General features: G+C 49.7%; 24 protein-coding genes. 21 read left to right on the forward strand and 3 right to left on the reverse strand.

Annotation, left to right across the window (positions count from 1 at the left end; all coding sequences use genetic code 11):
- Position 1 precedes the first annotated feature (1 nt).
- The 6 genes from QOS01_RS01000 (at position 2) to tsaD (ending at position 6,737) form a co-directional block, all read left to right on the forward strand.
- Positions 2 to 2,257 carry an RNA degradosome polyphosphate kinase gene (locus QOS01_RS01000; RefSeq protein ID WP_283620808.1) on the forward strand — a complete coding sequence of 752 codons (2,256 nt, stop codon included), beginning with the start codon at positions 2 to 4 and terminating at the stop codon, positions 2,255 to 2,257.
- Positions 2,241 to 3,185, forward strand: coding sequence for a Ppx/GppA family phosphatase (locus QOS01_RS01005; RefSeq protein ID WP_283620705.1), 945 nt, complete (start codon positions 2,241 to 2,243; stop codon positions 3,183 to 3,185). The genes QOS01_RS01000 and QOS01_RS01005 overlap by 17 nt, the downstream gene beginning before the upstream one ends.
- Before the next feature lie 122 nt (positions 3,186 to 3,307).
- Positions 3,308 to 4,303: a UDP-glucose 4-epimerase GalE gene (galE, locus tag QOS01_RS01010; RefSeq protein WP_222259037.1), complete on the forward strand. Its 996-nt coding sequence runs from the start codon at positions 3,308 to 3,310 to the stop codon at positions 4,301 to 4,303.
- A gap of 127 nt (positions 4,304 to 4,430) precedes the next feature.
- Positions 4,431 to 5,156, forward strand: a complete 726-nt coding sequence (gene tsaB, locus QOS01_RS01015; RefSeq protein WP_283620706.1) for a tRNA (adenosine(37)-N6)-threonylcarbamoyltransferase complex dimerization subunit type 1 TsaB — start codon at positions 4,431 to 4,433, stop codon at positions 5,154 to 5,156.
- A complete protein-coding gene (gene rimI, locus QOS01_RS01020) occupies positions 5,140 to 5,706 on the forward strand; it encodes a ribosomal protein S18-alanine N-acetyltransferase (RefSeq protein WP_283620707.1) in 567 nt (188 codons plus the stop codon). Before tsaB ends, rimI begins: the two co-directional genes overlap by 17 nt.
- 5 nt (positions 5,707 to 5,711) lie before the next feature.
- A complete protein-coding gene (gene tsaD, locus QOS01_RS01025; protein ID WP_283620708.1) occupies positions 5,712 to 6,737 on the forward strand; it encodes a tRNA (adenosine(37)-N6)-threonylcarbamoyltransferase complex transferase subunit TsaD in 1,026 nt (341 codons plus the stop codon).
- 116 nt (positions 6,738 to 6,853) lie between these two features.
- On the opposite strand, the gene proC is transcribed toward tsaD, so the two are convergent.
- Positions 6,854 to 7,639, reverse strand: a complete 786-nt coding sequence (gene proC, locus QOS01_RS01030) for a pyrroline-5-carboxylate reductase (protein WP_283620809.1) — start codon at positions 7,637 to 7,639, stop codon at positions 6,854 to 6,856.
- A 184-nt stretch (positions 7,640 to 7,823) separates the two neighbouring features.
- Here proC and QOS01_RS01035 point away from each other — a divergent pair, with 184 nt between their 5' ends.
- Together QOS01_RS01035 and QOS01_RS01040 are read left to right on the forward strand one after the other, a co-directional pair.
- Positions 7,824 to 8,609, forward strand: a complete 786-nt coding sequence (locus tag QOS01_RS01035) for a carbon-nitrogen family hydrolase (RefSeq protein WP_283620709.1) — start codon at positions 7,824 to 7,826, stop codon at positions 8,607 to 8,609.
- A gap of 12 nt (positions 8,610 to 8,621) precedes the next feature.
- Positions 8,622 to 9,797 (forward strand): pyridoxal phosphate-dependent aminotransferase, encoded by a 1,176-nt coding sequence (locus QOS01_RS01040; RefSeq protein ID WP_283620710.1) that lies wholly within the window; start codon positions 8,622 to 8,624, stop codon positions 9,795 to 9,797.
- Positions 9,798 to 9,929: 132 nt separating this feature from the next.
- On the opposite strand, the gene abc-f is transcribed toward QOS01_RS01040, so the two are convergent.
- Complete coding sequence (gene abc-f, locus QOS01_RS01045; protein ID WP_283620711.1) at positions 9,930 to 11,870, reverse strand: ribosomal protection-like ABC-F family protein; 1,941 nt, start codon at positions 11,868 to 11,870, stop codon at positions 9,930 to 9,932.
- Positions 11,871 to 12,101: 231 nt separating this feature from the next.
- Here abc-f and QOS01_RS01050 point away from each other — a divergent pair, with 231 nt between their 5' ends.
- From QOS01_RS01050 to tnpA, 6 genes are all read left to right on the forward strand, one after another.
- Complete coding sequence (locus QOS01_RS01050) at positions 12,102 to 12,743, forward strand: redox-sensing transcriptional repressor Rex (RefSeq protein ID WP_047769275.1); 642 nt, start codon at positions 12,102 to 12,104, stop codon at positions 12,741 to 12,743.
- A 229-nt stretch (positions 12,744 to 12,972) separates the two neighbouring features.
- Positions 12,973 to 13,257 carry a co-chaperone GroES gene (gene groES, locus QOS01_RS01055; RefSeq protein ID WP_047769278.1) on the forward strand — a complete coding sequence of 95 codons (285 nt, stop codon included), beginning with the start codon at positions 12,973 to 12,975 and terminating at the stop codon, positions 13,255 to 13,257.
- A 61-nt stretch (positions 13,258 to 13,318) separates the two neighbouring features.
- A complete protein-coding gene (gene groL / locus QOS01_RS01060) occupies positions 13,319 to 14,938 on the forward strand; it encodes a chaperonin GroEL (protein ID WP_283620712.1) in 1,620 nt (539 codons plus the stop codon).
- A 190-nt stretch (positions 14,939 to 15,128) separates the two neighbouring features.
- The gene (locus QOS01_RS01065) at positions 15,129 to 16,967 is read left to right on the forward strand and encodes an APC family permease (protein WP_283620713.1); all 1,839 of its coding nucleotides are present in this window, start codon (positions 15,129 to 15,131) and stop codon (positions 16,965 to 16,967) included.
- A 13-nt stretch (positions 16,968 to 16,980) separates the two neighbouring features.
- Complete coding sequence (locus tag QOS01_RS01070) at positions 16,981 to 17,241, forward strand: hypothetical protein (protein WP_283620714.1); 261 nt, start codon at positions 16,981 to 16,983, stop codon at positions 17,239 to 17,241.
- Between the two features lie 202 nt (positions 17,242 to 17,443).
- Positions 17,444 to 17,902, forward strand: a complete 459-nt coding sequence (tnpA, locus tag QOS01_RS01075) for an IS200/IS605 family transposase (RefSeq protein ID WP_283620715.1) — start codon at positions 17,444 to 17,446, stop codon at positions 17,900 to 17,902.
- 151 nt (positions 17,903 to 18,053) lie between these two features.
- Here the strand turns inward: tnpA and QOS01_RS01080 are convergent, their stop codons facing one another.
- On the reverse strand, positions 18,054 to 18,698 hold the full coding sequence (locus QOS01_RS01080; RefSeq protein WP_283620716.1) for a YigZ family protein: 645 nt from the start codon (positions 18,696 to 18,698) through the stop codon (positions 18,054 to 18,056).
- Positions 18,699 to 18,764: 66 nt separating this feature from the next.
- On the opposite strand from QOS01_RS01080, the gene QOS01_RS01085 reads away from it, so the two are divergent.
- From QOS01_RS01085 to QOS01_RS01115, 7 genes are all read left to right on the forward strand, one after another.
- Positions 18,765 to 20,105, forward strand: a complete 1,341-nt coding sequence (locus QOS01_RS01085; RefSeq protein ID WP_283620717.1) for a DEAD/DEAH box helicase — start codon at positions 18,765 to 18,767, stop codon at positions 20,103 to 20,105.
- Positions 20,086 to 20,760: a ComF family protein gene (locus QOS01_RS01090; protein WP_283620718.1), complete on the forward strand. Its 675-nt coding sequence runs from the start codon at positions 20,086 to 20,088 to the stop codon at positions 20,758 to 20,760. The genes QOS01_RS01085 and QOS01_RS01090 overlap by 20 nt, the downstream gene beginning before the upstream one ends.
- Before the next feature lie 132 nt (positions 20,761 to 20,892).
- On the forward strand, positions 20,893 to 21,435 hold the full coding sequence (hpf, locus tag QOS01_RS01095; RefSeq protein ID WP_047769288.1) for a ribosome hibernation-promoting factor, HPF/YfiA family: 543 nt from the start codon (positions 20,893 to 20,895) through the stop codon (positions 21,433 to 21,435).
- Between the two features lie 244 nt (positions 21,436 to 21,679).
- Positions 21,680 to 24,043: a preprotein translocase subunit SecA gene (gene secA, locus QOS01_RS01100; protein ID WP_283620719.1), complete on the forward strand. Its 2,364-nt coding sequence runs from the start codon at positions 21,680 to 21,682 to the stop codon at positions 24,041 to 24,043.
- Positions 24,044 to 24,124: 81 nt separating this feature from the next.
- Positions 24,125 to 25,241, forward strand: a protein-coding gene (gene prfB, locus QOS01_RS01105; protein ID WP_408612406.1) for a peptide chain release factor 2 whose coding sequence is annotated in 2 segments (ribosomal slippage) — positions 24,125 to 24,196 and positions 24,198 to 25,241 — 1,116 coding nt in all. Because the reading frame shifts where the segments join, the coding sequence is not laid out codon by codon here.
- Positions 25,242 to 25,297: 56 nt separating this feature from the next.
- Entirely contained in the window at positions 25,298 to 25,639 is a 342-nt protein-coding gene (locus QOS01_RS01110) for a PspC domain-containing protein (RefSeq protein ID WP_047769298.1), read from the forward strand.
- Positions 25,639 to 25,995 carry a phage holin family protein gene (locus QOS01_RS01115; RefSeq protein WP_283620721.1) on the forward strand — a complete coding sequence of 119 codons (357 nt, stop codon included), beginning with the start codon at positions 25,639 to 25,641 and terminating at the stop codon, positions 25,993 to 25,995. Before QOS01_RS01110 ends, QOS01_RS01115 begins: the two co-directional genes overlap by 1 nt.
- The last annotated feature ends 7 nt before the right edge of the window (positions 25,996 to 26,002 follow it).

A 26,002-nucleotide genomic window follows, 5' to 3' on the forward strand; every position in this document is an offset into this window, starting at 1 on the left:
GATGTACAAAGACTTTTATAAACCAGAAAACTATGTAAACCGTGAATTAAGTTGGATTGACTTCAATGGTCGGGTCCTGGGTGAAGCCACCGACATGAGTAACCCCCTATTGGAACGGGCTAATTTCTTGGGGATTACCCAGAGTAATGTTGACGAATTCTTCATGGTCCGGGTGGCCTCACTCCACAAGCTGGCCGCGGCTAACGTCACGACGACCGATGCGTCCGGCCTGACTCCCGAAGAGCAGTTGAATGCGGTCAATAAGAAGGAACACCGGATGGTGAAGGAACGTTACGAAATCTATAACCAGCAGGTGATTCCCCAGCTGGCTGAGCAGGATATTAATATTTTGCACATTAATGACCTCGATGAAAAGCAGTACGAATTCATCAAGCGTTACTTTAATGACGAACTGATGCCGGTCTTAACGCCGATGGCTGACGACAGTTCCCGGCCGTTCCCGTTCATCTCAAATAGTTCCTTGAACATTGCCATCAGCTTGCGGCGAGACCCCGCTAGCCAACAGCACCATGGTCACGAAACTCTAGAAGGGGACCAGGAAGTTGACCGGCCCCAGGCTGAGCCTCACGATGACCGGAAGGAAGCCGACATTAAGTTTGCGACGGTCCGGGTTCCCGAAATCTACAAGCGCTTAGTGCGTTTACCGGGTGAAAATAACTTTATCCTGATTGATGAACTAATCAAGGAGTTCTTAAAGCAGCTCTTCCCTGGTTACCAAATTCTGGCAACCGCGACCTACCGGGTCATGCGGGATATGGACCTTGATGTGGCGGAAGAAGATACCTCAGACCTGTTACGGGCGGTCAAGCACCAGCTGCGGGAAAGAGAGCACGGCCAGGTCATGCGGCTAGAAGTGGAACACGATATTGATTCCTGGCTGGAAGACCAGCTGATCGACAACCTCCACGTCAGTGAGCGGTCAATTTACCGGGTTAACGGTCCGGTTGACCTGACCTTCTTGAAGAAGCTGTCGGGGAGGGTCGACGGTCATGATGACCTCCGCTACAAGCCGTTCAAGTCTTATTTGAACCCGGCATTAGACATGGAACACAACATCTTCGCGGCCATTCGTAAGCGCGACTACCTTGTTCAACACCCGTACGATAACTTTGCGGCCGTGGTTAACTTTATCCACCAGGCAGCGGTTGACCCGTGCGTATTGGCGATTAAGATGACCCTTTACCGGGTTTCCGGAAACTCACCGATCATTAAGTACCTGGGGATGGCTGCCCAGCAGGGGAAGCAGGTCACGGTCCTGGTTGAAGTCAAGGCCCGGTTTGATGAACAGAATAACGTTCGCTGGGCGCAACGACTGGAACAAATGGGCTGCCACGTTATCTACGGCCTGGTTGGGCTCAAGACCCACTGTAAGGTGGCCCTGGTAATCCGGCGGGACGAAGACGGTCTCCGTCGTTACATGCACCTGGGTACCGGGAACTACAACGACGTCACGGCCCACTTTTACACCGACATGGGGATGTTCACTTGTGACCACGAGCTCGGCGTCGACATGACTAACCTCTTTAACATGTTGTCAGGTTTTGCCCGGCCACCGTACTTCTACCAGCTACGGGTTTCCCCAGACGGAATTCGGGAGTTCATTAATCAGAAAATTGACGAACAAATTGCCGTTGCTAAGTCTGGTAACCCAGCATTGATCCGGATGAAGATGAATTCCCTATCTGACAAGCAGATTATTGCCCACCTTTACGATGCCGCTGCCAATGGGGTCAAGATCCAGCTGATTGTCCGGGGGATCACCTGCCTACGCAACGACCTCCCCGAGCTGCACGGTAACATTGAGGTCCACTCAATCGTTGGTCGTTTCCTGGAGCACTCCCGGATTTACTACTTTGAGAGTAATGGTCACCAGGAGATCTACCTGGCAAGTGCGGACATGATGACGCGGAACCTTAACCGGCGTGTTGAAGAGCTCTTCCCGGTTCGCCAAGACGACACCAAGGCCCGGGCAATTCACATTTTCGACACAATGTGGAAGGATAACGTAAAGGCCCGGGTCCTTGTGGGCGATCACTACGAGCGGATTGACCGGGGAGAAGATGCCCCGTTCTCTTCCCAGGACTACTTCGTTAAGGAAGCGGTCAGCTTAAATAAGGAGGAAACCGACAAGGAGAAAGCCAAGCGGCACTTTCCGACCGTTTTTGAGACGCTTTCGAAGCATGTTCCATCACTGCATCTGAAAGGAAAGGGAGATGCCAATGGCAAAGAAGAATAACCTCGCCGTAATCGACTTGGGCTCTAACTCCGTCCGCTTGAAAATCAGCGAGCTAATGGAGGACGGGTCCGCAGTCACTAGGCAGTACCTCAAGCGCTATGTCCGCCTGTCATCACAGATGGGGCCGGAAAAGGTGTTAAAGCCTGAACCGGTAGAACGGACAATTGCCGCTCTAAAGGAGTTTCGGATTGTTTGTAATGACTATCCGAACGCGCGAATCGTTGCGGTGGCGACGGCGGCGGTCCGTCAGGCCAAGAACCAGCAGGAGTTCCTTGCCCGGGTCAAGAAGGAAACGGGCTTTAAGATCAAGGTTATCTCCGGGGCCCAGGAGGCCTACCTGGACTATGTGGGGGTCAGTAATACCCTCCCGCTTAAGCATAGCCTGATCATTGATACCGGGGGGGCCAGCATGGAGCTGGTCGCGGTCGACAACGGTGCTGCGGAAGAAACGGTCAGTATCCCGATGGGGTCGGTGATCCTATCCCAGCGCTACCACCTCGATGACCAGATTAACGCGGCCAACCTCTTTGATGCGATGGTCGAAGTTGACGAAGCTCTGTCACACCAGCGCTGGCTGAGTCGCTTCCGCCGGACGGAAATCGTGGCTCTTGGAGGGTCAAACCGGGCCCTGGCCAAGGTCTTTCGCTGGCGCAACGCGGTCGATGGTAAGCCAGCACCGGTCCATGGTTTAACGATGACTTCGCAGACGGCGTTTGGCATCATGCACGAACTACTGGAATATAACCGGGCGGAGCGGGCCCAAATTCGTGGCATCAACACGGAACGGGCGGACGTCATTATTGGGGGCCTCCTCCCGTTGCTGGCCTTGATGCGGCAGCTGGCTATTGATGAGGTCCAGTTTAGTAATAGTGGGCTTCGTGAGGGGCTGCTATTCAAGTACCGTGAGCACGAAATCAACTTTGATTAACAGCTTTACTTAATTTTTACTAAAATTTACTGATCTTTTTAGTAAGTCTGTGCTACAATCATAGTGAAGAAAATGTAAGCGCCATTATTTGCTGGCGGTTGTTGATACAAGGAGGAGACAACATGGCAATTTTAGTTGCTGGTGGAGCTGGATACATCGGTTCCCACATGGTTAAAAATTTAGTTGAACATGGTGAAGATGTTGTTGTAGCTGACAACCTCTCAACTGGTCACCGGAAGGCCATTAATCCGAAGGCCAAGTTCTACGAAGGGGACATCCGGGACCGGAAGTTCTTGGACAAGATCTTTGATAACGAAGACATCACCGCGGTTGTTCACTTTGCGGCCTTCTCAATTGTTCCTGAATCAATGAGCAAGCCACTGAAGTACTTCGACAACAATACTGGTGGTATGATCACCCTGCTGGAAGCAATGCACGACCACGGAATCAAGTACATTGTCTTCAGCTCAACTGCTGCAACCTATGGTGTGCCAGAACACATGCCAATCAAGGAAACCGACCCGCAAAAGCCAATCAACCCGTATGGTCTGAGCAAGCTGATGATGGAAAAGATGATGGCCTGGGCTGACAAGGCATACGGCATCAAGTTCGTTGCCCTGCGTTACTTCAACGTTGCCGGTGCAGCTCCGGATGGAACGATCGGTGAAGACCACGGTCCAGAAACCCACCTGGTACCAATCATCCTGCAAGTTGCTCAAGGAAAGCGGAAGGAATTGAGCATCTTTGGTGACGATTACAACACCCCTGATGGCACCAACGTTCGTGACTACGTTCATGTTATGGACCTGACTGATGCCCACATCCTGGCAATTAAGTACCTGGAAGCGGGGAACAAGAGCAACGCCTTTAACCTTGGTTCATCCACTGGCTTCTCCAACAAGCAAATGCTGGAAGCTGCTCGTGAGGTTACTGGTAAGCCAATTCCTGCCAAGATGGCCCCACGGCGTCCCGGCGACCCCGACTCACTGGTTGCTGCTAGTGACAAGGCGCGGGAAATCCTCGGCTGGAAGCCAAAGTACGATGATGTTCACGACATCATTGCCACCGCTTGGAAGTGGCACTCAACCCACCCAAAGGGCTATGATGACCGCGACTAGAAAAGTAAACAGATAAATAATCAAATTGCCGGTAAAGCGCAAATGTGCTTACCGGCAATTTTTGGCTTTCCAAGGCAAAAAGCAGGCGGTTGTGATAAGATTGGTAGTGATTGAAAGGATGATTGAAATGAAAGTACTAGCCATCGACACCTCAAACCATCCGATGAGTGTTGCCCTAGTCGAAGATGATCAATTATTGGCAACGACCACTTTGAACATGGTCCGTAACCACAGTATTTATTTGATGCCAACAATTGACCGCTTGTTCAAGCTCGTTAAGTGGGCACCAACGGACATTGACCGGGTCGTTGTTGCCCAGGGGCCCGGCTCCTACACTGGAATCCGGATCGCCGCAACCACGGCGAAGACCCTTGCGGACACAATTGACGTGGACTTAGTAGGGGTTTCCAGTCTGGCAGTAATTGCCCGCAACGTTTTGCCAACCAGTAAGCAGGTCATTGTACCATTCTTTGATGCCCGGCGGGGCAACGTCTTTGCTGGGGCCTACCAGTGGGAAGAAGGAAAGCTTACCAACCAGATTGAAGACCAGCACCTGGCAATGACGACCTTGCTGGACCAACTGGCAAAGATTGAGCGGCCAGTAATTCTGGTAGGGCACATGACCAAGCGGATTAGTGACCAGTTTGAGAAATTACCAGAAAACGTCACCCTTGCTCCCCGGCCATACGGAATCCCGTCGACATACCAGCTGGCGTTGGCTGGGGAGGGCCTGCCAACGGTTAAGGAAATCGACCCGTTCGTTCCCCACTACCTCCGGATAACTGAGGCGGAGGCCAACTGGCAGAAGCTACACCCGGGAGAAACAAGAAAGAATTATGTTCGAGAAGTTTAAAAGCTGGTATCACTGTAAGGTGAACGCCCGCCGGCAACCAATATTAAAGTTTGACCGGCAGGTCGTTATGATCAGGAAACACCAGTACGTGGTTCGCCAAGTCAACGACCGCGATATCAGCTCCCTAGTCCAGATTGAGGAGCAGATTTACGGGAAGGCCCCGTGGAGCTATGCCGCTTTTCAACTTGAAATTCAGCGCCCCCACGACCGCCTGTACCTGGCAGTGGTCAATGATGGGCAGATCATCGCTTTCATGGGGATGGCGGTTGATTGGTACCACCTGGACCTCCACATTACCAATATCGGGGTGACCCCGGGTTACCAGCAGCATGGTATCGGCACCTACTTGATGCGAACAGCGATTGCTTATGCCCGTTACCTGCAGCTCCGGTCGCTGAGTCTGGAGGTCCGGGTTCACAACCTGGTTGCCCGTAAGCTCTATGAACAGCTGGGCTTTCGCGAACACCGGATTAAGCACCGCTATTACGTTGATAACCATGAAGACGCGGTTGATATGCAAGCGGATTTATTGAGCAGAGGAGGAAAATAAATAGTATGGCAGAGCGGAATTTAATTCTCGCCTTTGAAACAAGTTGTGACGAAACGAGTGTTTCCGTGATTGAAAACGGGACAAAAATTTTAAGCAACATTGTCGCAACCCAAATTGATAGCCACCAGCGTTTCGGCGGGGTGGTGCCAGAGGTGGCCAGCCGGCACCATATTGAATGGATTACCCGGTGTATTGACCAGTCTTTGGCAGAAGCCGGGGTTAGTTACGAAGACCTCGATGCGGTTGCTGTTACCTATGGTCCCGGTTTGGTGGGCTCACTGCTGGTCGGTGTGACGGCAGCCAAGGTCGTGGCCTGGGCCCATCATTTACCGCTGGTTCCAGTTAACCACATGGCGGGACACCTTTATGCTGCCCGCTTTGTGGGTGAATTCAAATACCCCCAGATGGCCCTGCTGGTTTCTGGTGGGCACACGGAACTGGTCTACATGCCCCGGGAACACGAATACGAAATCATTGGTGAAACCCGTGATGATGCGGCCGGCGAAGCCTATGATAAGATTGGTCGGGTGCTAGGTGTCAACTACCCGGCTGGTAAGACCATCGACGAATGGGCCGGACAGGGACAGGATACTTTCCACTTTCCCCGGGCAATGGAAAAGGAAGCTAACTATGACTTTAGCTTCAGTGGGCTGAAGAGTGCCTTTATCAACACCGTCCACAATGCGGACCAGCGTGGTGAAAAGCTTGACAAGAACGACTTGGCGGCCAGCTTCCAACAGAGCGTGATTGATGTTCTGGCGGAAAAGACAATGCGGGCACTGGACCGTTACCCCGTTAAGCAGTTGATCTTGGCTGGTGGGGTGGCCGCTAATCACGGCCTGCGGACCCGCCTGGACCATGACATGAAGAAGTTCCACCCGGATGTTTCAATGCTCCAGGCACCACTAAAGCTGTGCGGTGATAACGCGGCAATGATTGGCGCCGCTGGTTATATCAACTACCTGCATGGCGACCGAGCCGGTTGGGACCTCAATGCGGTGCCGGGCCTGATGTTTGACCGGATGAAGTAAAATCAATTTGATAAAAAAGGAGTCTAAGCAAAGGCGCACGTGACGCTGCTTAGACTCCTTTTAATTTTGGTAGAACTCCATTATTCATCGTTTAGAGTTGATGGACGCCAAAATATTTATCCGTTAGCCTTATTAACCGCATCGATTACGGCGTAGCGAAAACCAGCCTTCTCAAGGGCCTCAACGCCCCGGATGGTGGTGCCGCCAGGGGAGGTTACTTGGTCACGTAGTAAGGCCGGCGCTTGCTTGCTATCGGCGGCGAGTTTTCCACTCCCCTTTACCATGCTGGCAACGAGCTGGTAAGCGGTTTGCCGACTCAGACCATACTTAACGGCTGCATCGCTCATTGCGTCCATGAAGACGTCGACAAAGGCCGGACCACAGCCACCAACCACCCCGACGATGTCCAACTGGTCTTCGGGAACAACGATTAGGTCACCAAGCTGGCCGAGTGCTTTTTGAATCCGTTTCTTAACGTCTGCAGAAAGGTCTTGACCGTAAGCCAAGCCAATTGCGCCGGCGTTAACGGCAACTGGGGTGTTTGGAATGATTGCTGCTAAGGACCGGTTGGGTAGGACCTTGGCTAGGTCGGCGAGTTTAACACCCGCCGCGGAAGAAATGACGATTGTCGTTGGCTTAAGGCCGGTCAATTCGGCAGCAACCTTGGTTGTGACCGGGGCCGGAGTGGTCAGAATAACAATGTCTGGCTGGGCAGCCACCAGCTGGTCATACTGGTTGAAGAGTTTGAAGCCCAGTTCCTTTGCCAGACTACTTACCCGGGGATTTTCCGGATTCATTGCAACAATGGTGTCCTGGTGTTGGTTGACCAGTCCACGGATGATTGCTGAGCCCATGTTACCAACACCAATAATAGCGATTTTCATTTCCCACGCCTCCTTGATTAGTTACTTCCTATTGTAACTTAAAATGGCGGGGACGGGAATCATTAGTAATTGGTTGACAATTGATTAGAAAATAATTAGAATGCACTTAATGATTACAGGAAGGAGCTAAGTGATAAAGGAGAAGCGGCGGGTAATTGACCGGCCGCTTTTCACACTGATAGCAATAAAATGAGGTGACAAAATGAAAGTCAAAGTTGCATTGGCCCAGTTTAATATTTCCTTTGCGGCACCCCAAAAGAACCGTGAACGGGTTGCGGAGTTAACCGCAGCCGCGGCAAAGGAAGCGGCGGACGTGGTGGTGTTCCCCGAAATGTGGAACACTGGTTACGCACTCGACCAACTGAATGAACTTGCTGACGACCAGGGCCAGGAAACTGAGCAATTATTCTATAAACTCGCCCGGCAATACCAGGTCGGGATTGTTGGTGGCTCCGTTGCGGTTAAGGAGGGTGACCACTTCTTCAACCGCACCCTGGTAGTCGACCCCGTTGGCCAGGTCGTGGGGCGCTATGACAAGGTCCACCTCTTCCGCCTAATGAATGAGCACAAGTACCTGACCGCTGGTGACCAGGAAAACTATTTCCGCTTGGCCGGGGTGCCCAGCGCCAGTTTTATTTGCTATGACCTTCGCTTTCCTGAATGGGTCCGGACAGTCGCGCGGCATGGTGCTGACATCTTGTATTTCCCTGCGGAATGGCCCGCCCAGCGAATTGAGCAGTGGAAAATAATGCTCCAGTCGCGGGCCGTTGAAAACCAGGCCTTCGTTGTGGCCGTTAACCGGGTCGGGGACGATCCCGACAACCACTTTAACGGTCACTCCCTGGTAATTGACCCCTTGGGAAAAATTATTGTCGATGCTGGTGAAAAAGATGGTTTGACCATGGCGGAAATTGACCTGGACCAGCTTCAGAAGGTGCGGGGACCGATTCCGGTCTTTGTTGACCGCCGCCCGGAGCTATACAAGTAGGAGGGATAACTTATGGAATTTGCACAATCACACCTGTTAGATACATTACCAAAACAGTTTTTCGCTAACCTGGTTGCCAAGGTCAATCAAAAAATTAGTGAGGGCGTTGACGTGATTAACCTGGGGCAGGGGAACCCGGATAAACCCACGCCTGATTACATCGTCAAGAGTACCCAAAAGTGGGTTGCCGATCCCAAGACCCATAAGTACTCACCATTCCAAGGCTTGCCGGCCTTTAAGAAAGCGGCTGCTGACTTTTATGCCGAAAAGTACGGCGCCCACTTTGATCCGGAAAGTGAGGTTGCCATCTTCGGGGGTTCAAAGATTGGTCTGGTAGAACTACCATGGGCACTGATGAATCCGGGGGACACTTACTTGTTGCCGGATCCTGGTTATCCGGATTACTTCTCCGGTGCAGCGCTGGGGGACGTGAAGTTTACTACCGTTCCCCTTTTGGAAGAAAACAACTACCTTCCTGACCTTAAAGCCATCCCAGAAGCGGTCGCTCGGAAGGCCAAGTTCTTCTACCTAAACTACCCAAACAATCCGACGGGGGCAGTCGCAACTCGTGAGTTTTACGAAGAGCTGATTGCCTGGGCCAAGAAGTACCATGTGGGTATCATCAGCGACTTTGCCTACGGGGCAATTGGCTTTGACGGCAAGGCGCCGCTCAGCTTCATGCAGGTGCCGGGGGCTAAGGACGTGGGGATTGAATTCTATACATTCTCAAAGACCTTTAACATGGCTGGCTGGCGGGTGGCCTTCGCGGTCGGCAATGCCGATATTATTGGGGCCCTCAACCTGATTCAGGACCACCTCTTCGTCAGCCTCTTCCCGGCCTTGCAGTACGCGGCTATTGATGCCTTAAAGGATCCGGCACGAGACGAAGCGGTTGCCCAGATTGTCCACCGTTATGAAGAGCGGCGGAACGCCTTCGTGAACGCGGCCAAGAAGATTGGCTGGCAGGCATTTGTGCCGCGGGGGACTTTCTACGCGTGGATGCCGGTTCCTAAGGGCTACACCAGTGAGCAATTCGCGGACCTCCTGCTGGAGAAGGCGGGAGTAGCCGTCGCTCCAGGAAATGGCTTTGGAAAGCACGGTGAGGGCTATGTCCGGATCGGTCTGCTGATGGCACCCGAACGGCTGGAAGAAGCGGTTGCCCGGATTGGTAAGTTGAATTTATTTTAAAAAAGGTAAATAGGAAGTGAAAAAGCAGTGGGCACACGTCGCTGCTTTTTCAGGATTGCTGTGTAATATTAAAAAGGGAACGCTAGCGCTCGAATTTTCCGAACAACACTAGAGTTCCCTTTTGTAATAGCCTTATTTATTTTGCTGATCAAACTCTTCCAGTTTCTCGGCGGCTTCCGTCCAGTCCAGTTCAACCTCGTCTGACTTTTCCTTCAGCTGGTCGAGCTGCTTCTGGAGGTCGGTAAGCTTTCCTATGTCGGTGGCAATTTCCGGTTGAGCCATCTTTTCCTCAATCGCCTGTTGCTGCTCTTCAAGCTGGCCCATCTGGTCCTCCAGACTATCAACGGCCCGTTGCAATTTCCGCCGGGCCCGCTGCTGTTCCTTGCTTTGCTTGTAGGATTGCTTACCCTTGGAGACATTGGCCTTCTTTTCGCTACCAGGAGTTGTCGTTGTTGGCGTCGGCGCCGCAGCTCCCTGGGCAAGGTAGTCGTCATAGTTACCGACATAGTGGGTAACGCCGTCCTTTTGCATATCAAGAATATCGGTAGCTACTTGGTTGATGAAGTACCGGTCGTGGGAAACGAAGAGGACTGTACCAGTGAATTCGTTGATGGCACTTTCGAGCACCTCCCGACTGTCAATATCCAGGTGGTTGGTCGGTTCATCAAGAATTAAGAAATTGATTGGCTTAAAGGAAAGTTTGGTCAATTCCAGCCGGGCCTTTTCACCCCCGGAGAGGTCGTGGACAACTTTGTAGACATCGTCCCCCACAAAGAGGAAGCTGCCCAGTAGGGACCGGATATCCTTTTCGGGAACCTCTGGATGATCGTCCCACACCTCATTGAGAACCGTCTTATCGGCGTGCAGTTGCTGCTGTTCCTGGTCGTAGTAACCGATGTCAAGGTTAGCACCCAATTTAATGGTCCCGCTGATGGCGGGAATGCGGTGCAGGATGGTCTTCAAGAGGGTTGACTTCCCAATCCCGTTGGGGCCAATGATCCCAATCCGCTGGGGCTTCCGCACCGCGAAGGAAAGGGGACCGGCCAGGACTTGGTTTTCATAGCCGACTTTCAGGTGGTCAACATCTAGCACTTCGTTACCACTGGCCTTGTCGCTGTGAAAGTGGAAGTGGATGGACTTATCATCAGTGCTTGGCCGCTCAAGCCGGTCCATCTTCTCAAGTTGCTTTCGGCGGGCCTGGGCCTGCTTGGTGGTGGAAGCACGGACGATGTTGCGGTTGACAAAGTCTTCCAGCTTGGCAATTTTCTTCTGCTGCTGGTCGTAGTGCTTCCATTCTGCCTTCAATCGTTCCTGCTTGTGGTGGGCAAACTGGGTATAGTTACCGGTGTAATGAACCAGTGTCCGGTTATCCAGGTCGTAGACGTCCTTAACTACGTGGTCCAAGAAATAACGGTCGTGAGAGACGACCAGTAGGGCCCCTTGGTAACTCTTCAGGTAGTCTTCCAACCAGGCCAAGACGTTCATGTCCAGGTGGTTGGTCGGTTCGTCAAGGATCAGCAGGTCAGGGGCCTGAAGGAGGATCTTGGCCAGTGCTAACTTGGTCTTCTGACCACCGGAGAGGGCATTGACGGGCGTATCGTAATACTGCTCGCCGAAACCAAAGCCCGTCAGGATTCCCCGCATCCGGGACTCATATTCAAAGCCGCCCTCCTTCTTGTAGTTAGTTTGCAGGCGGTCATAGGTAGTCATGACTTGTTGGTATTGGGAACTGGTGGTATCAAGGTTTGCCAGTTGTTCCTCCAACTGACGAATCTCCTTTTCCTGCTCGTGGAGGGGGGCAAAGACGGTATCCAGTTCTGCCCAAATTGAGTTTTGACTATCAAGTCCCTGGTCCTGGGCCAAGTAGCCGATGCTTAAGTTTTTGACTTTACTGATGGTCCCCTCGTCGGGAGTGGTAACTCCGGCAATCATTTTTAAGAGGGTCGTTTTTCCTGCACCATTGCGACCCACTAAGGCAGTCCGCCCGTGGTCCTGGACTTGCAGGTTAATATTATGAAATAATACGTCTGCGCCGAAACGACGCATAACATCATTTGCTTGCAAAAGAATCATTTTGAAACCTCGCTAAATCATATGATAACAGTGTTTATTTTAGCAGATTTCATTTCAATTTAGTTAAAAAGGTAAAATTGTTTTGTATAACGCTTCACAAAATTGATGAAAATTGCTAGAATAATTAGGAAATGAATTTCACAAGTGCACCCAACCAGTCAAAAATCCTAAGAATCCGGCGATTGGCCGGGAGAATAATAATGGTTGGAGTAAAGAAACAGGGGGACAAAGATGGCTACCAAAAAAATACCACGCGCAACAGCACGGCGCTTACCAATTTACTATCGTTATTTGACGATACTACTAAACGCAAAGAAGGAACGGGTTTCTTCGACTGAATTATCAGAGGCCGTTCAAGTTGATTCTGCAACCATTCGGCGGGACTTCTCTTACTTTGGGGAACTCGGAAAGCGGGGCTACGGTTATGACGTTGCCAGCCTTTTGAAGTTCTTTAAGGGAATCTTGCACCAGGACTCCCTGGTCAGTGTTGCCCTGGTTGGGGTCGGCAGCTTAGGAAGTGCCTTACTGAACTTCAACTTCCACCAAGACACTAACCTGCGGATCAGTGCGGCTTTCGACAACAAGCCGGAACTGGCAAATAAGATCAAGAGTGGAATCCCGGTATACCCGGCTAGCGACATTAAAAAGCAGCTCCAGGAACAGCAGATTGATATTGTTATTCTGACCGTACCAGGGGACAAGGCCCAGGACGTTACCGACCAGCTGGTTGATGCTGGGGTAAAGGGAATCCTGAACTTCTCACCTGTTCGCCTGTCCGTGCCGAAGGGTGTCCAAGTTCAAAACATTGATCTGACAAACGAACTCCAAACCTTAATCTACTTTATTAAGAACTACTCTAATGACAACGACTAGGAAGCCGACGGACCCTTGTTTGTCCTTCCTAACTTAGAAGAGCGCTAGTAGCCAGTATTTGCTGGGTGCCAGGGCTCTTTTTATTTTGGGGACAAAGTTAAAAGTCAAAATTAGTCAAACTTTATTATTGCTTTTTGAAAGAAAGATGGTATAGTAGAAATTGTGGTTAGCACTTAACAAGTTAGAGTGCTAAAAGCAAATACTAAATTAACAAGATGGAGGGATTAACGTGTTAAAACCATTAGGAGATCGCGTTGTTCTTAAAGCTGAAACTGAAGAAGAAAAGACAGTTGGCGGAATTGTCCTTGCTTCCAACGTAAAGGAAAAGCCAACTACTGGTAAGGTTATTGCTGTTGGCGAAGGTCGGACCCTCGACAATGGACAAAAGCTTGCTCCAGCTGTTAAGGAAGGCGACCGGGTATTGTTTGACAAGTATGCCGGCAATGAAGTTGAATACGACGGTGAAAAGTACCTGGTTGTTCACGAAAAGGACTTAGTCGCAGTTCTCGACTAGTTGTTGAATCATAATATAATCGCTTAAATAAAATCTATTCTATTTTTTGAGGTGACAATTAATGGCAAAAGATATTAAATTTGCTGAAGACGCACGGAGCGCAATGCTTGCCGGTGTTGATAAGTTAGCTGACACTGTTAAGACCACCATGGGTCCAAAGGGTCGGAACGTTGTTTTAGGTCAAAAGTACGGTAACCCAAACATTACTAACGATGGTGTTACGATTGCCAAGGACATCGAATTAGAAGACCCATTTGAAAACATGGGTGCTAAGTTGGTTGCCGAAGTTGCTTCCAAGACTAATGACATTGCTGGTGATGGGACCACCACTGCTACTGTTTTGACCCAAGCAATCGTTAACGCCGGAATGAAGAACGTTACTTCTGGTGCTAACCCAGTTGGCATTCGTCGGGGAATTGAAAAGGCTACGGCAGTTGCTGTTGAAGCATTGAAGAAGATGTCACACGACGTTAAGACCAAGAGTGATATCGAACAAATTGCTTCCATTTCAGCTGCTAACCCTGAAGTTGGTAAGCTGATTGCCGATGCTATGGAAAAGGTTGGTCACGATGGTGTTATCACTATTGAAGACTCCCGTGGTGTTGACACGAGTGTTAACGTTGTTGAAGGGATGAGCTTCGATCGTGGTTACATGTCTCAATACATGGTAACCGACAACGACAAGATGGAAGCCGACTTGGACAACCCATACATCCTGATCACTGAAAAGAAGATCAGCAACATTCAAGACATCTTGCCATTACTGCAAAGTGTTGTTCAACAAGGTCGGGCACTGTTGATTATTGCCGATGACATTACCGGTGAAGCTCTGCCAACCCTTGTTCTGAACAAGATTCGTGGAACCTTCAACGTATGTGCTGTTAAGGCTCCTGGCTTTGGTGACCGGCGGAAGGCTCAATTACAAGATATCGCCGTATTGACCGGTGGTACTGTCATTTCCGATGACCTGGGCATGAACCTGAAGGATGTTACGATTGATCAATTAGGTCAAGCTAACAAAGTTACGGTTACTAAGGACGCCACTACTATTGTTGATGGTGCCGGCGCTAAGGAAGCCATTGCTGAACGGGTTGACCAAATCAAGCAAGCCATTGCCAAGACTACTTCTGACTTTGACAAGGACAAGCTTCAAGAACGTTTGGCAAAGCTTTCCGGTGGTGTTGCCGTTGTTAAGGTTGGTGCCGCAACTGAAACTGAATTGAAGGAAAAGAAGTACCGTGTTGAAGACGCCCTGAACGCTACCCGGGCTGCCGTTGAAGAAGGATTCGTTCCTGGTGGTGGTACGGCCTTAGTAAACGTCATTCCTGCTCTGGAAAAGATCGACGCAACTGGTGACGAATTAACTGGTGTTAAGATCGTAACTTCTGCTTTGGAAGCACCTGTTCGTCAAATCGCTGAAAATGCCGGGGTTGAAGGTTCTGTTATTGTAAACGAACTGAAGGACCAAGACGACGGTATTGGTTACAACGCTGCTGATGGCAAGTTCGAAGATATGGTTAAGGCCGGAATCGTTGACCCAACAATGGTTACTCGTTCTGCCTTGCAAAACGCCGCTTCTGTATCCGCACTCCTGCTGACCACGGAAGCCGTCGTTGCTGACAAGCCAGAAGCAAACGACAAGCCACAAGCACCTGCACAACCAGGTCCAGCTATGATGTAAGTACAAACTTAACTATCAAAAAAGGGGACTGTTTTGCCGGTCCCCTTTTTTATTTCCCGGGAAATTTTTCGAAAAAAAGAAAAATAATCGTCGCAATGATAATTGCAAAGTAGGATAATTAGTTGTAACATTGTTCAGTCATAAGGATTAATAATATTGAAGTAAAAATATATGTGTAGGGAGGATAGCTATGTGGCGTTATCTTAAACGTGTATTAATTGGGAAACCGTTAAAGACCCTTGATGAGGGTCAGACGCACCTTACGAAGTTTAAGGCTTTGGCAATGCTTTCGTCAGATGCTATTTCGTCAGTTGCATATGGTCCTGAACAGATTACAACGGTCTTGGTCACGCTATCGGCGGCGGCACTGTGGTACTCAATCCCCATTGCAGCAATCGTGCTGGTCTTACTGTTGGCCATTACTTTGTCATACCAACAAATTATCCATGCATACCCAAGTGGTGGTGGAGCCTACGTGGTTGCCACTGAAAACTGGGGAAGCAACGGGGGGGTGTTTGCCGGGGGATCACTACTGGTTGACTACATGTTGACCGTTGCGGTTTCAACGACTTCTGGGGTTGAGGCGATTACCTCGGCCGTCCCCGCCTTATACCGGTTCTCAATTCCCATCGCAATTATCATTGTCTTGCTAATCATGTTTATGAACCTGCGGGGGATGAGTGAAAGTGCTAATTTCCTGACGGTGCCCGTCTACTTCTTCGTAATCATGATCCTCATCATGATTGCAGTCGGTATTTATAACATCATGACTGGCCATATCCATTACCAGGCACCGGCAGACTATGGAACTCCGGTTGCCGGAATGTCATACGTCCTGTTTATTCGGGCGTTCTCGGCTGGTTCATCCTCACTGACCGGGGTGGAAGCGGTAAGTAATGCCGTGCCAAACTTTAATAAGCCGAAGGAGAAGAACGCGGCAACGACCCTGGCAATTATGAGTGCCATCCTGGCCACCTTCTTCACTGCTATTATCTTCTTCAGCTTCTTCATTGGGATCGTCCCAAATGGTCGGACAACCGTCCTTTCGCAGATTGCCCTGACAATCTTTGGGGGTCATGGTCTTGGCTTCTACCTGCTGCAACTGTCAACAGCGATGATCCTTGCAGTTGCCGCTAACACTGGTTTTTCTGCCTTCCCAATTCTGGCCTTCAACATGGCCAAGGATAAGTATATGCCCCATGCATTCATGGACCGGGGGGATCGGCTCGGCTATTCTAACGGGATTATTTCCCTGGCAATTGGGGCCATTATCCTAATTGTGATTTTCCATGGGCAAACGAACAACCTGATTCCCCTGTATGCCGTCGGGGTCTTTGTACCATTCACACTGTCGCAATCAGGGATGATTATTCACTGGTTCCGGACCCGGCAAGGAATTTGGCCCGCAAAGGCCTTTATTAACTTTGTCGGTGCCGTAATTTCCTTCTGCCTGGTGACTTTCCTGTTCTGGCAACACTTCAATAACGTATGGCCCTACCTGATCATCATGCCATTGCTGTTGTACATGTTCCACCGGATTCATTCGCACTACATTAAGGTTGCCGCCCAACTCCGGGTGGCCGAAAAGACGAAGGTCCAGCTCCACGATTATGATGGGGCCACGGTTATTGTCCTGGTCGGTAACGTTACCCGGGTGACCCGGGGGGCAATCAACTACGCCCGGTCAATTGGTGACTATGTTATTGCCATGCACGTCTCGTTTGATGAGAACCCGGGGAAGGAGCATAAGACCGCCAATGAGTTTAAGGCAGAATATCCCGACGTTCGTTTCGTGGATATCCACTCCTCATACCGGTCGATTGCCAAACCAACACTGCGGTTTGTTGATGTCATTGCCAAGCGGGCGGAGGCCCGGAACTATTCAACCACGGTTCTGGTTCCCCAGTTTATCCCTAAGCACCCATGGCAACTGGCACTGCACAACCAGACCAGTGTTCGTCTGCGGGCAGTGCTGAATTCACGGGAAAATATTATTGTTGCTAGTTACAACTACCACTTGCATGAATAGTTGGTGGTCAAGCATGAAGATAAAAGAGACGTTATTTGGGCTTGCATTTGCGCTGGGACTAGTGTTCACCGCCAGCTATTCGATTGATAACCGGGGCTTTCATTCCGGACTGTACGGAATCATTGGCAGTGTGCTGATTCTGGCTGCATACGTGGGCTTTAACTGGCAAAAAATTAAGGCAGGTAACCCCCATACCCGCCACCTGCTGTGGGGGTTGGGTAGTTTACTTGCCTTCATCATTGTTCTTGATATTTTAGAAGTTGTATTGGCTTGAAAAGGATTGGCGAAGATTTCGCCAATCCTTTTTTGGATTAACGTCTTTAGACCTAGTTGAGTACGCGAGCAAAGCGAGTGTGCGAAACAAAAAACCACCTGCTATGCGGGTGGGCAATAAAGATTATATAAAAAAGCCTCTTTTGCCTTAAGATGTAGGTGTTCAAGCCAAAATCAAATAAGGGAAAAGAGGTTTTATAAATATGGCTAATAAGTTAAATAGCTTAGCCCATACGAAATGGTTATGTAAGTACCATATCGTATTCATTCCAAAGTATAGACGGAAAATAATTTACAATCAATATCGCAGAGATCTTAGAGATTATATAAAACTCCTGTGCAAGTATAAAGGAGTGCAAATCATTGAAGGTCACATGATGCCAGATCACGTACACATATTAGTGAGTATTCCGCCCAAGCTAAGTGTTTCGCAGTTTATGGGATATTTAAAAGGGAAAAGTGCCTTGATGATGTTTGACCGCCACGCAAACTTAAAATATAAATTTGGGAATCGACATTTCTGGGCAGAAGGATATTATGTGAGCACAGTAGGCATGAATGAAGCCACAATAAGAAAGTATATTCGAGATCAAGAAAAGCATGACATGGTAGTTGATAAAATAACCAGTGCTGAATATTCGGACCCTTTTAAGGGTAAGTGAAGGAATACAAACGCTACTTAAAGTAGCAGCGAAGTAGTCAGAGCATTTTGGCTTGAGCAAAGCGAAAGCCAGCGCCTTGAGACGCTGGCTTTTCTTTTCGGCTTATAGCCGATGTGCAAACCACCCGTTTGACGGGTGGTTATGATTTAATTTATTTTTGTGGTTCAAAAGGGAGCTCGTTGAAACGTTTCTCACCCTCACTGATTTCTAATTGGTCGTTAAACCGGTTCGTTAGGTCCTGAATAGTGGCCTTTACTTGATCCGTATCGACGAATACGCTTGTGACAACGTTAGCCCCGTACTGTTCGTTAGCAATCTCAAGCTGCTTTTCTTTTAGATAATAAAGCAGGAGGTCATGCTGGCGGTAAGAAACGGTAATGTTCAACGTTGCCTGCTGGATACGCTGGACGAGGCCCGCCTGGTGGATAGCCTTTGTCGTGACGTTGCTGTATGCCCGGATTAGGCCACCAGCCCCTAACTTGATTCCGCCAAAGTAACGGGTAACGACGGCAACAACGTTGTGTAACTTGGCTAGCTGGAGGGATTCAAGGATGGGGACCCCGGCTGTGCCACTGGGTTCGCCGTTGTCACTCTCCCGCTGGACCTGGTCATTATCACCAATCATATAGGCGAAACAGTTATGGTTCGCCTTTTTATTTTGCGCTTGGATTTCCTTAATAAACTCTTGAGCAGCAGGTTCACTATTAACCCGCTTCAGTGAGCAGATGAAGCGGGACTTTTTAATTACCAGCTCAAAAGCGGTGTCTTTGGCAATGGTCAAAAATGGTTCATTCATAATTTGCTTGCTCTTCTTTCGTGCATGATTATTTTGTTAACGTAATTAATAAGTGGAGGGGGTTAAATGGATAAGAGTAATTATTACGGCCGCCGGGTCTTGGTGAACTGGGTTGACCAGCAACAGCAGGCTGATCCGGCAATTAAGGTCTTACCGACAATCGCGGTTCATGCCCAGACCATTCGCTGCTACCGGTGCAATACCGAAACGTCCAAACGGTTGGCGGCACTGCCTAATGGCGAGTATTATTGTCCCCACTGCATTAATTTAGGACGGGTGTCAACACTAGATAAATTTTATCATGTTCCTGAACCAAATCAATTTACGGTTAAGAAGCCCGTCTTAAGCTGGCACGGCCAGTTATCGCCACTTCAGGAAAGGGCAGCGAAGCAGGTGGCGTCACGGATGAAGGACCACCAGCGACAGCTATTGTGGGCAGTGACGGGGGCCGGTAAAACCGAAATGATGTTCAAAGGACTGGCGGCCTGTCTGGCACGACGGGAACGAATTGCGATTGCCTCACCCCGGGTAGACGTTTGTTTGGAACTTTATCCGCGCCTCCAGGTGGCCTTTGTTAATACGGACATGGCGATTCTGCACGCCCATCAGGAGTTGCCGTACCACTATGCCCAGCTGACGATTTGCACGACCCACCAGTTGTTACGCTTCTACCACGCATTCGACAACCTGATTATCGACGAGGTGGATGCTTTTCCCTTTGCTGCTAGCCCGGCCTTGTTTTTTGCCAGTCGGCAGGCAGTTAAGAAAAATGGGGGAATTTTGTATTTGACGGCAACCCCGAGCACGGGGATGATTAAGCAGGTTCGCCGCCAGCAACTAGCGGTTACTTACTTACCTTTGCGTTATCACGGGGCCTTACTGCCCACCATTCACCGCTACTTAGCTCCCCGGTGGCGGCACCAGATCAAAAGGGGAACATTGCCGGCAAGTCTGTTGCGCCGAATGCGGTTAGCGGTGGCTAATAAACATCGCTTCCTCCTGTTTGTCCCCCACGTTGATGACTTAGCCTCTGTTGCGGCGGCCTGCCGGCGGTCACTTGCGGGGTTAAAGTTTACGACCGTTCACGCAAGCGATCCTCATCGCTTGAGCAAGGTTCAGGGGATGCGGGATCACCAGTACACCTTCTTAATTACGACGTCCATCCTGGAACGGGGGGTCACCTTTCCGGAGATTGATGTCCTGGTTCTGGGGGCGGATGATGAAATCTTTTCTACCGCAGCACTGGTACAAATTGCGGGCCGGGCCGGCCGCTCCGCTAAACGCCCCACGGGTCACGTTGGCTTCTGGGTTAGTGCCCACCGTAAGAACGTACAGCAGGCCGTCAGGCAAATTAACTCGATGAACAGGAAGGGGCGGGATTGCCAAAGTGAAGTGTCTCATCTGTAAAAAAGCGCTGACTTACCGCTTAACAATCAAGGACCTCCTCTGGCCGGACAAAATCAGCTTTCCGGTTATTTGCCCGCAGTGTCAGCAGGGCTTTGCCAAAATTGGGACCGGGCGGTGCCCCGGTTGTAGTCGGCCCCAGGAGGTACCCATACTCTGCGCAGAGTGCCGGGCTTGGCAAGAAAAGTATGGTTGGCACCTCCGTCACCGAGCACTTTATCGCTATAACGACGCAATGAAGGCGTTTATGCAACAGTACAAATTCAATGGGGACTACATGATGCGCCACGTTTTCCATGATGAGTTTGTGCAGGCAATTCAGGCCGCTAAAGCCGACCGGGTAGTGCCAATCCCGGTGACGCCGACTACGATGAAAACGCGTGGCTTTAACCAGGTGGGTGGCTTACTAACGGGGGTAAAGATCACTGAATGCTTGCATACCCGCCAGAAAAGCAAGCAAGCGCAGTCAAAGAAAACTCGCCAGGAGCGGTTAGCAACTAAGCAGCCGTTTCGCCTAGCAAGTAACTACCAGTTGGTCGGTCAAACGGTTCTCCTTGTCGATGATGTTTACACGACGGGGCGGACCCTCTACCATGCCGCCGCGTTAATTCACAAGGCCGGTGCCCGGGAGGTTATAAGTATTTCTTTAGCGCGTTAAATTCTTTTAAAGGATTTGTGAATAAATTTGTTAATTAATCACAAGTACACTATAATAAAAGTAGGATATGAGAAGAGTGGTCCTTCTGATATCAGATCAAGCGATTGCTTGGACTGAAAGGAGAGAAGTACAATGTTAAAGTTCAATATTCGTGGTGAAAATGTCGAAGTTACTGATGCAATCCGTGACTATGTTGTAAAGCGGATTACCAAGCTTCAAAAATTCTTTGAGGATAGTGTTGAAGCTACCGCCCACGTGAACTTGAAGGTTTATCCTAACCGTACTTACAAGGTTGAGGTTACTATCCCATTACCATACTTAACTTTACGGGCTGAAGAAACTTCTAACGACATGTATGGAAGTGTTGACCTGGTTACTGATAAGTTGGAACGTCAAATTCGTAAGTACAAGACCAAGGTTAACCGCAAGTCCCGTGAAAAAGGATTTAAGAACCTTGAATTTGTGCCATCTGACGATGAAGCAGCCAATGGCGATGAATTAAAGATTGTGCGGACAAAGCAGGTTTCACTGAAACCAATGGATCCTGAAGAAGCTGTCCTGCAAATGGACATGTTAGGTCATGACTTCTTTGTATTCCAAGACGCAGAAACTGATGGAACCAGCATTGTTTATCGGCGTCGTGATGGCCGTTACGGCTTAATCGAAGCTGAATAAACCGCTTGATCGGTGAGTTTAATCTCACTACAGATAGACTCCGGTGGGGGAGAGTTTCCCAATTGCCGGGGTCTATTTTGTTTACCGGGGATGCAATTTGGAAACATTGTTGACATCGATTTGATTTGGTTTTCAATCCTCCTGCAACGTGTTAAAATATTACAGTTAGAATTAAAAATATAATTGGCTTGAGTAGCGTATTTTTCATACCTAACAAGCCAAATAAATTAGGAAGGACGCTTTTATGGCCAACATTTTAAAAAAATGGATTGAAAGCGATCGCCGTGAATTACGGCGGATTAATAAAATCGCAAATAAAGTCGAAGCCTATGCAAAACCGATGGCTGACTTGAGCGATGATCAATTAAAAGCAAAGACAGACGAATTCCGTCAACGCTATCAAAAGGGTGAATCGCTGGATAAGATGCTTCCTGAAGCATTCGCGGTTGCCAGAGAAGGGGCTAAGCGGGTCCTCGGCCTTTACCCATTCCACGTTCAGATCATGGGGGGAATCGTCCTCCACGAAGGTAACATTGCGGAAATGAAGACCGGTGAAGGGAAGACCCTGACCGCCACAATGCCCGTTTACCTTAACGCAATCTCCGGGAAGGGTGTTCACGTTATTACGGTTAACGAATACCTTTCCAAGCGTGACGCAACTGAAATGGGGCAGCTTTACAACTGGCTGGGCTGCAGCGTTGGTATCAACAACTCTGAGATGAGCCCGGACGAGAAGCGGAAAGCCTACCAGGCAGATATCATGTACTCGACCAACAGTGAAATCGGGTTCGACTACCTCCGTGACAACATGGCGGTATACAAAGAGGACCAGGTTCAGCGGGGACTAAACTACGCCATCGTCGACGAAGTGGACTCGATTCTGATTGATGAAGCCCGGACACCACTGATCATTTCTGGGCCGGGGACGGGGACTTCTAAGCTTTACAAGCAAACGGACCGCTTCGTTAAGCAGCTGAAGAACGAAGTCGACTATAAAGTGGACCTGGAATCCAAGACCGTTTCCCTGACGGATGAGGGGATCAAGAAGGCAGAAAAGTACTTCAACCTGAAGAACCTGTATGATCCGGAGAACACCGCTTTGACCCACCACCTTGACCAGGCCCTGCGTGCTAACTACATCATGCACCTGGACAAGGACTACGTGGTTTCCGATGGTGAAGTCCTGATCGTTGATTCCTTCACCGGTCGGGTTATGCAAGGCCGGCGGTTCTCCGATGGCCTCCACCAGGCAATTGAAGCCAAGGAAGGCGTCAAGATTCAGGAAGAGAACAAGACCATGGCCAACATTACCTACCAGAACTTGTTCCGGATGTACAATAAGCTTTCCGGGATGACCGGGACGGCGAAGACTGAGCAGGAAGAATTCCGTGAAATCTACAACATGGAAACCATCACCATTCCGACGAACCGGCCAGTAGCCAGAAAGGATGAACCGGACCTCCTCTACCCGACCCTGCAAAGCAAGTTTGCGGCGGTTGTTAAGCGGATTAAGAGCCTCCATGCAAAGGGGCAACCAATCCTGGTTGGGACGGTTGCGGTTGAAACTTCTGAATACCTATCTCACCTGTTGGATCAAGAGCATATCCCCCACGTTGTCTTAAACGCGAAGAACCACGCTAAGGAAGCCGAGATCATTAAGAATGCCGGTCAACGGGGTGCAGTTACCATCGCGACGAACATGGCCGGACGGGGAACTGATATTAAGTTGGGCCCCGGTGTTCGTGAGCTTGGTGGTCTGGCAGTTATCGGGACCGAACGGCACGAATCGCGGCGGATTGATAATCAGCTGCGTGGCCGTTCTGGTCGTCAGGGGGACCCTGGTCTTTCCCAATTCTACTTGTCACTGGAAGATGACCTGATGAAACGGTTCGGTGGTGAACGGATCAAGGTCTTTCTTGACCGGATGAAGGTCCAAGGTGACGACGCAGTGATTAAGAGTCGTTTCTTGACCCGGCAGGTTGAATCTGCCCAGAAGCGGGTTGAAGGGAACAACTACGACTCCCGGAAGAACGTTCTGCAATATGATGATGTAATGCGTGAACAACGGGAAATCATCTACAAGGAACGTCAGCAGGTTATCACTGAGACCAAGTCCTTGAAGTGGGTCCTGATGCCAATCTTTAAGCGGACCATCCAACGGGAAGTGGAACAACATACCCTGGGGGACCGCAAGGAATGGGACCTGCAAGGAATCATCGACTTTGCCGAGGAAGTAATTGTTAAGCCGGACACCATTTCCGTCAAGGACTTGGAAGGGAAGAGCCAGGAAGAAATCACTGACTTCCTGATGGGCTTTGCCAAGAAGATCTATGACGAAAAGAAGAAGATCCTTTATGACCCTTCACAAATGCTCGAATTTGAAAAGGTCGTTCTCCTAAGGGTGGTTGATTCCCACTGGACAGACCACATTGATGTGATGGATCAGTTCCGGCAATCAGTAGGGCTCCGTGGTTACGGTCAGCTGAACCCACTGGTTGAATACCAGACGGCCGGCTACCACATGTTTGAGCAGATGATTGCGGACATTGAATATGAAACAACCCGGTTATTCATGAAGTCGGAAATCCGGCAGAATGTAACCCGTTAATCGAAAATTGCTACTAGGTACGGCAGTAAGGTAACCCATGGCGGTACCGCTGCCGTATGTTTGTAATTGGAGGAATAGTTTGTGGAATTAAGTGAAGCAAAGAAAAAGATAGAAGCAATGCAACAAGAGGTTGCCCGCTTCGGGAGGTCTCTTTGACCTCGATGCTTTAGACGAGCAGATTGCCGAAGACGAGCACCGGATGGCCGAACCCGGCTTTTGGGACGATAACGTCAAGGCCCAGAAACTGATTAACGAGACCAATGAACTCAAGGATAAGCGGGACACCTATGTACAGTTAAAGCAACAAATTGATGACCTGCAGACGAACGTTGAACTTCTGGAAATGGAAGCCGATCCGGACCTCGAGAAGGAATTTGAAAGTTCCTTTGCTCATACCGAAAAGGCGCTTGAACAGTACCGCCTCAACCAGCTCCTGGATGGGGAGTATGACAGTCACAACGCCATTCTTGAAATCCACCCTGGTGCTGGGGGGACCGAAGCTCAGGACTGGGGCGCCATGCTCTTGCGGATGTACATTCGCTGGGGCGAACAGCACGGCTTTAAGGTGGAAACAGCAAGCTACGAGGCTGGTGAAACCGCGGGAATAAAGAGCGTCACCCTGCTTATCAAGGGGCACAACGCGTTCGGTTACCTGCGGAGCGAGAAGGGGGTCCACCGGCTCGTGCGGATTTCCCCATTTGATGCGGCCGGTCGTCGCCACACTTCCTTTGCCTCGGTTGATGTGATGCCCGAATTGGATGACAGTGTCCACATTGACATTGACCCGTCTGATTTGCGGGTTGATACCTTCCGTTCCAGTGGGGCCGGTGGACAGCACATTAACAAGACCGAATCGGCGGTCCGGATCACCCACTTGCCAACGGGAATTGTAACCTCATCGCAAGCTGAACGTTCTCAGCTGCAAAACCGGGTGACCGCGATGAACATGCTGAAGTCAAAACTGTACGAATTGGAAGAAGAGAAGAAGGCGAAGAAACGGGCAGAAATCGAAGGTCAACAGTTGGACATCGGCTGGGGTTCCCAGATTCGTTCCTACGTTTTCCACCCGTATACCCTTGTCAAGGACAACCGGACAAACTTCGAGACCCACAATGGTCAGGCAGTAATGGATGGCGACCTTGACCCGTTTATCAATGCTTACCTCCAGTGGAAATTGAGCCAGAAGAACCCCCAATAAGGGCCGATTGCAGTTGACGCTAAAAGCAGGTAGTATTAGAAAAGGAAGGTGTTTTGATGCGCGAAAGTCAACATAAAAAATTAACCCGGTCAGCAAGTGACCGGATCCTCGCGGGTGTATTTGGCGGTTTTGGTAAGTACTTCAACTGTTCGCCAAATATTTTCCGGGTTGCTTACGTTATTTTAAGCATCTTGAGTGGAATTGTTCCGGGAATCATCATCTATATCATTATGATGGTTATTATCCCGCCTGATCCGACCCATCCCGGCATCCTAGGCTTCTTTCGGGCCATTAATGATATGCAGCAGGGAAGTGATTCAACATCTGCGGATTCCCGTTCCCGGCGGACGCTCACGGATGTTGAAGAAAAAGATATTAAAAGAAATGGAAGATCATAATGACTTTTTGGAAAAGAGTTTTAATTGATACGATTTTATTCATTGCCCTTGCCGGTTTGTTTGCGGGAACGGGGATGTTTTACATCAGTAGTGCCTGGATTGCCTTGTTAGCAAGCTTTGTCCTGGCAATTCTCAACGTGCTGGTTAAACCAATCTTGGTTGTTTTATCATTGCCAATTAATATTCTGACCTTAGGCCTATTTAGCATTGTGATTAATGGGGCAATGCTACAGCTAACGTCGATGTTTGTTGGCCCCGCCTTTTTTCATTTTTCATCGTTTTGGTCTGCCATGTTGATCGCAATCATCATGGCCATCTGCAACACGGTGATTACCAGTCACCAGTCAGAATACTAAGGAGTGA

The organism is Limosilactobacillus avium, assembly GCF_947381485.1.
In the GTDB taxonomy this organism is placed as follows: domain Bacteria; phylum Bacillota; class Bacilli; order Lactobacillales; family Lactobacillaceae; genus Limosilactobacillus; species Limosilactobacillus avium.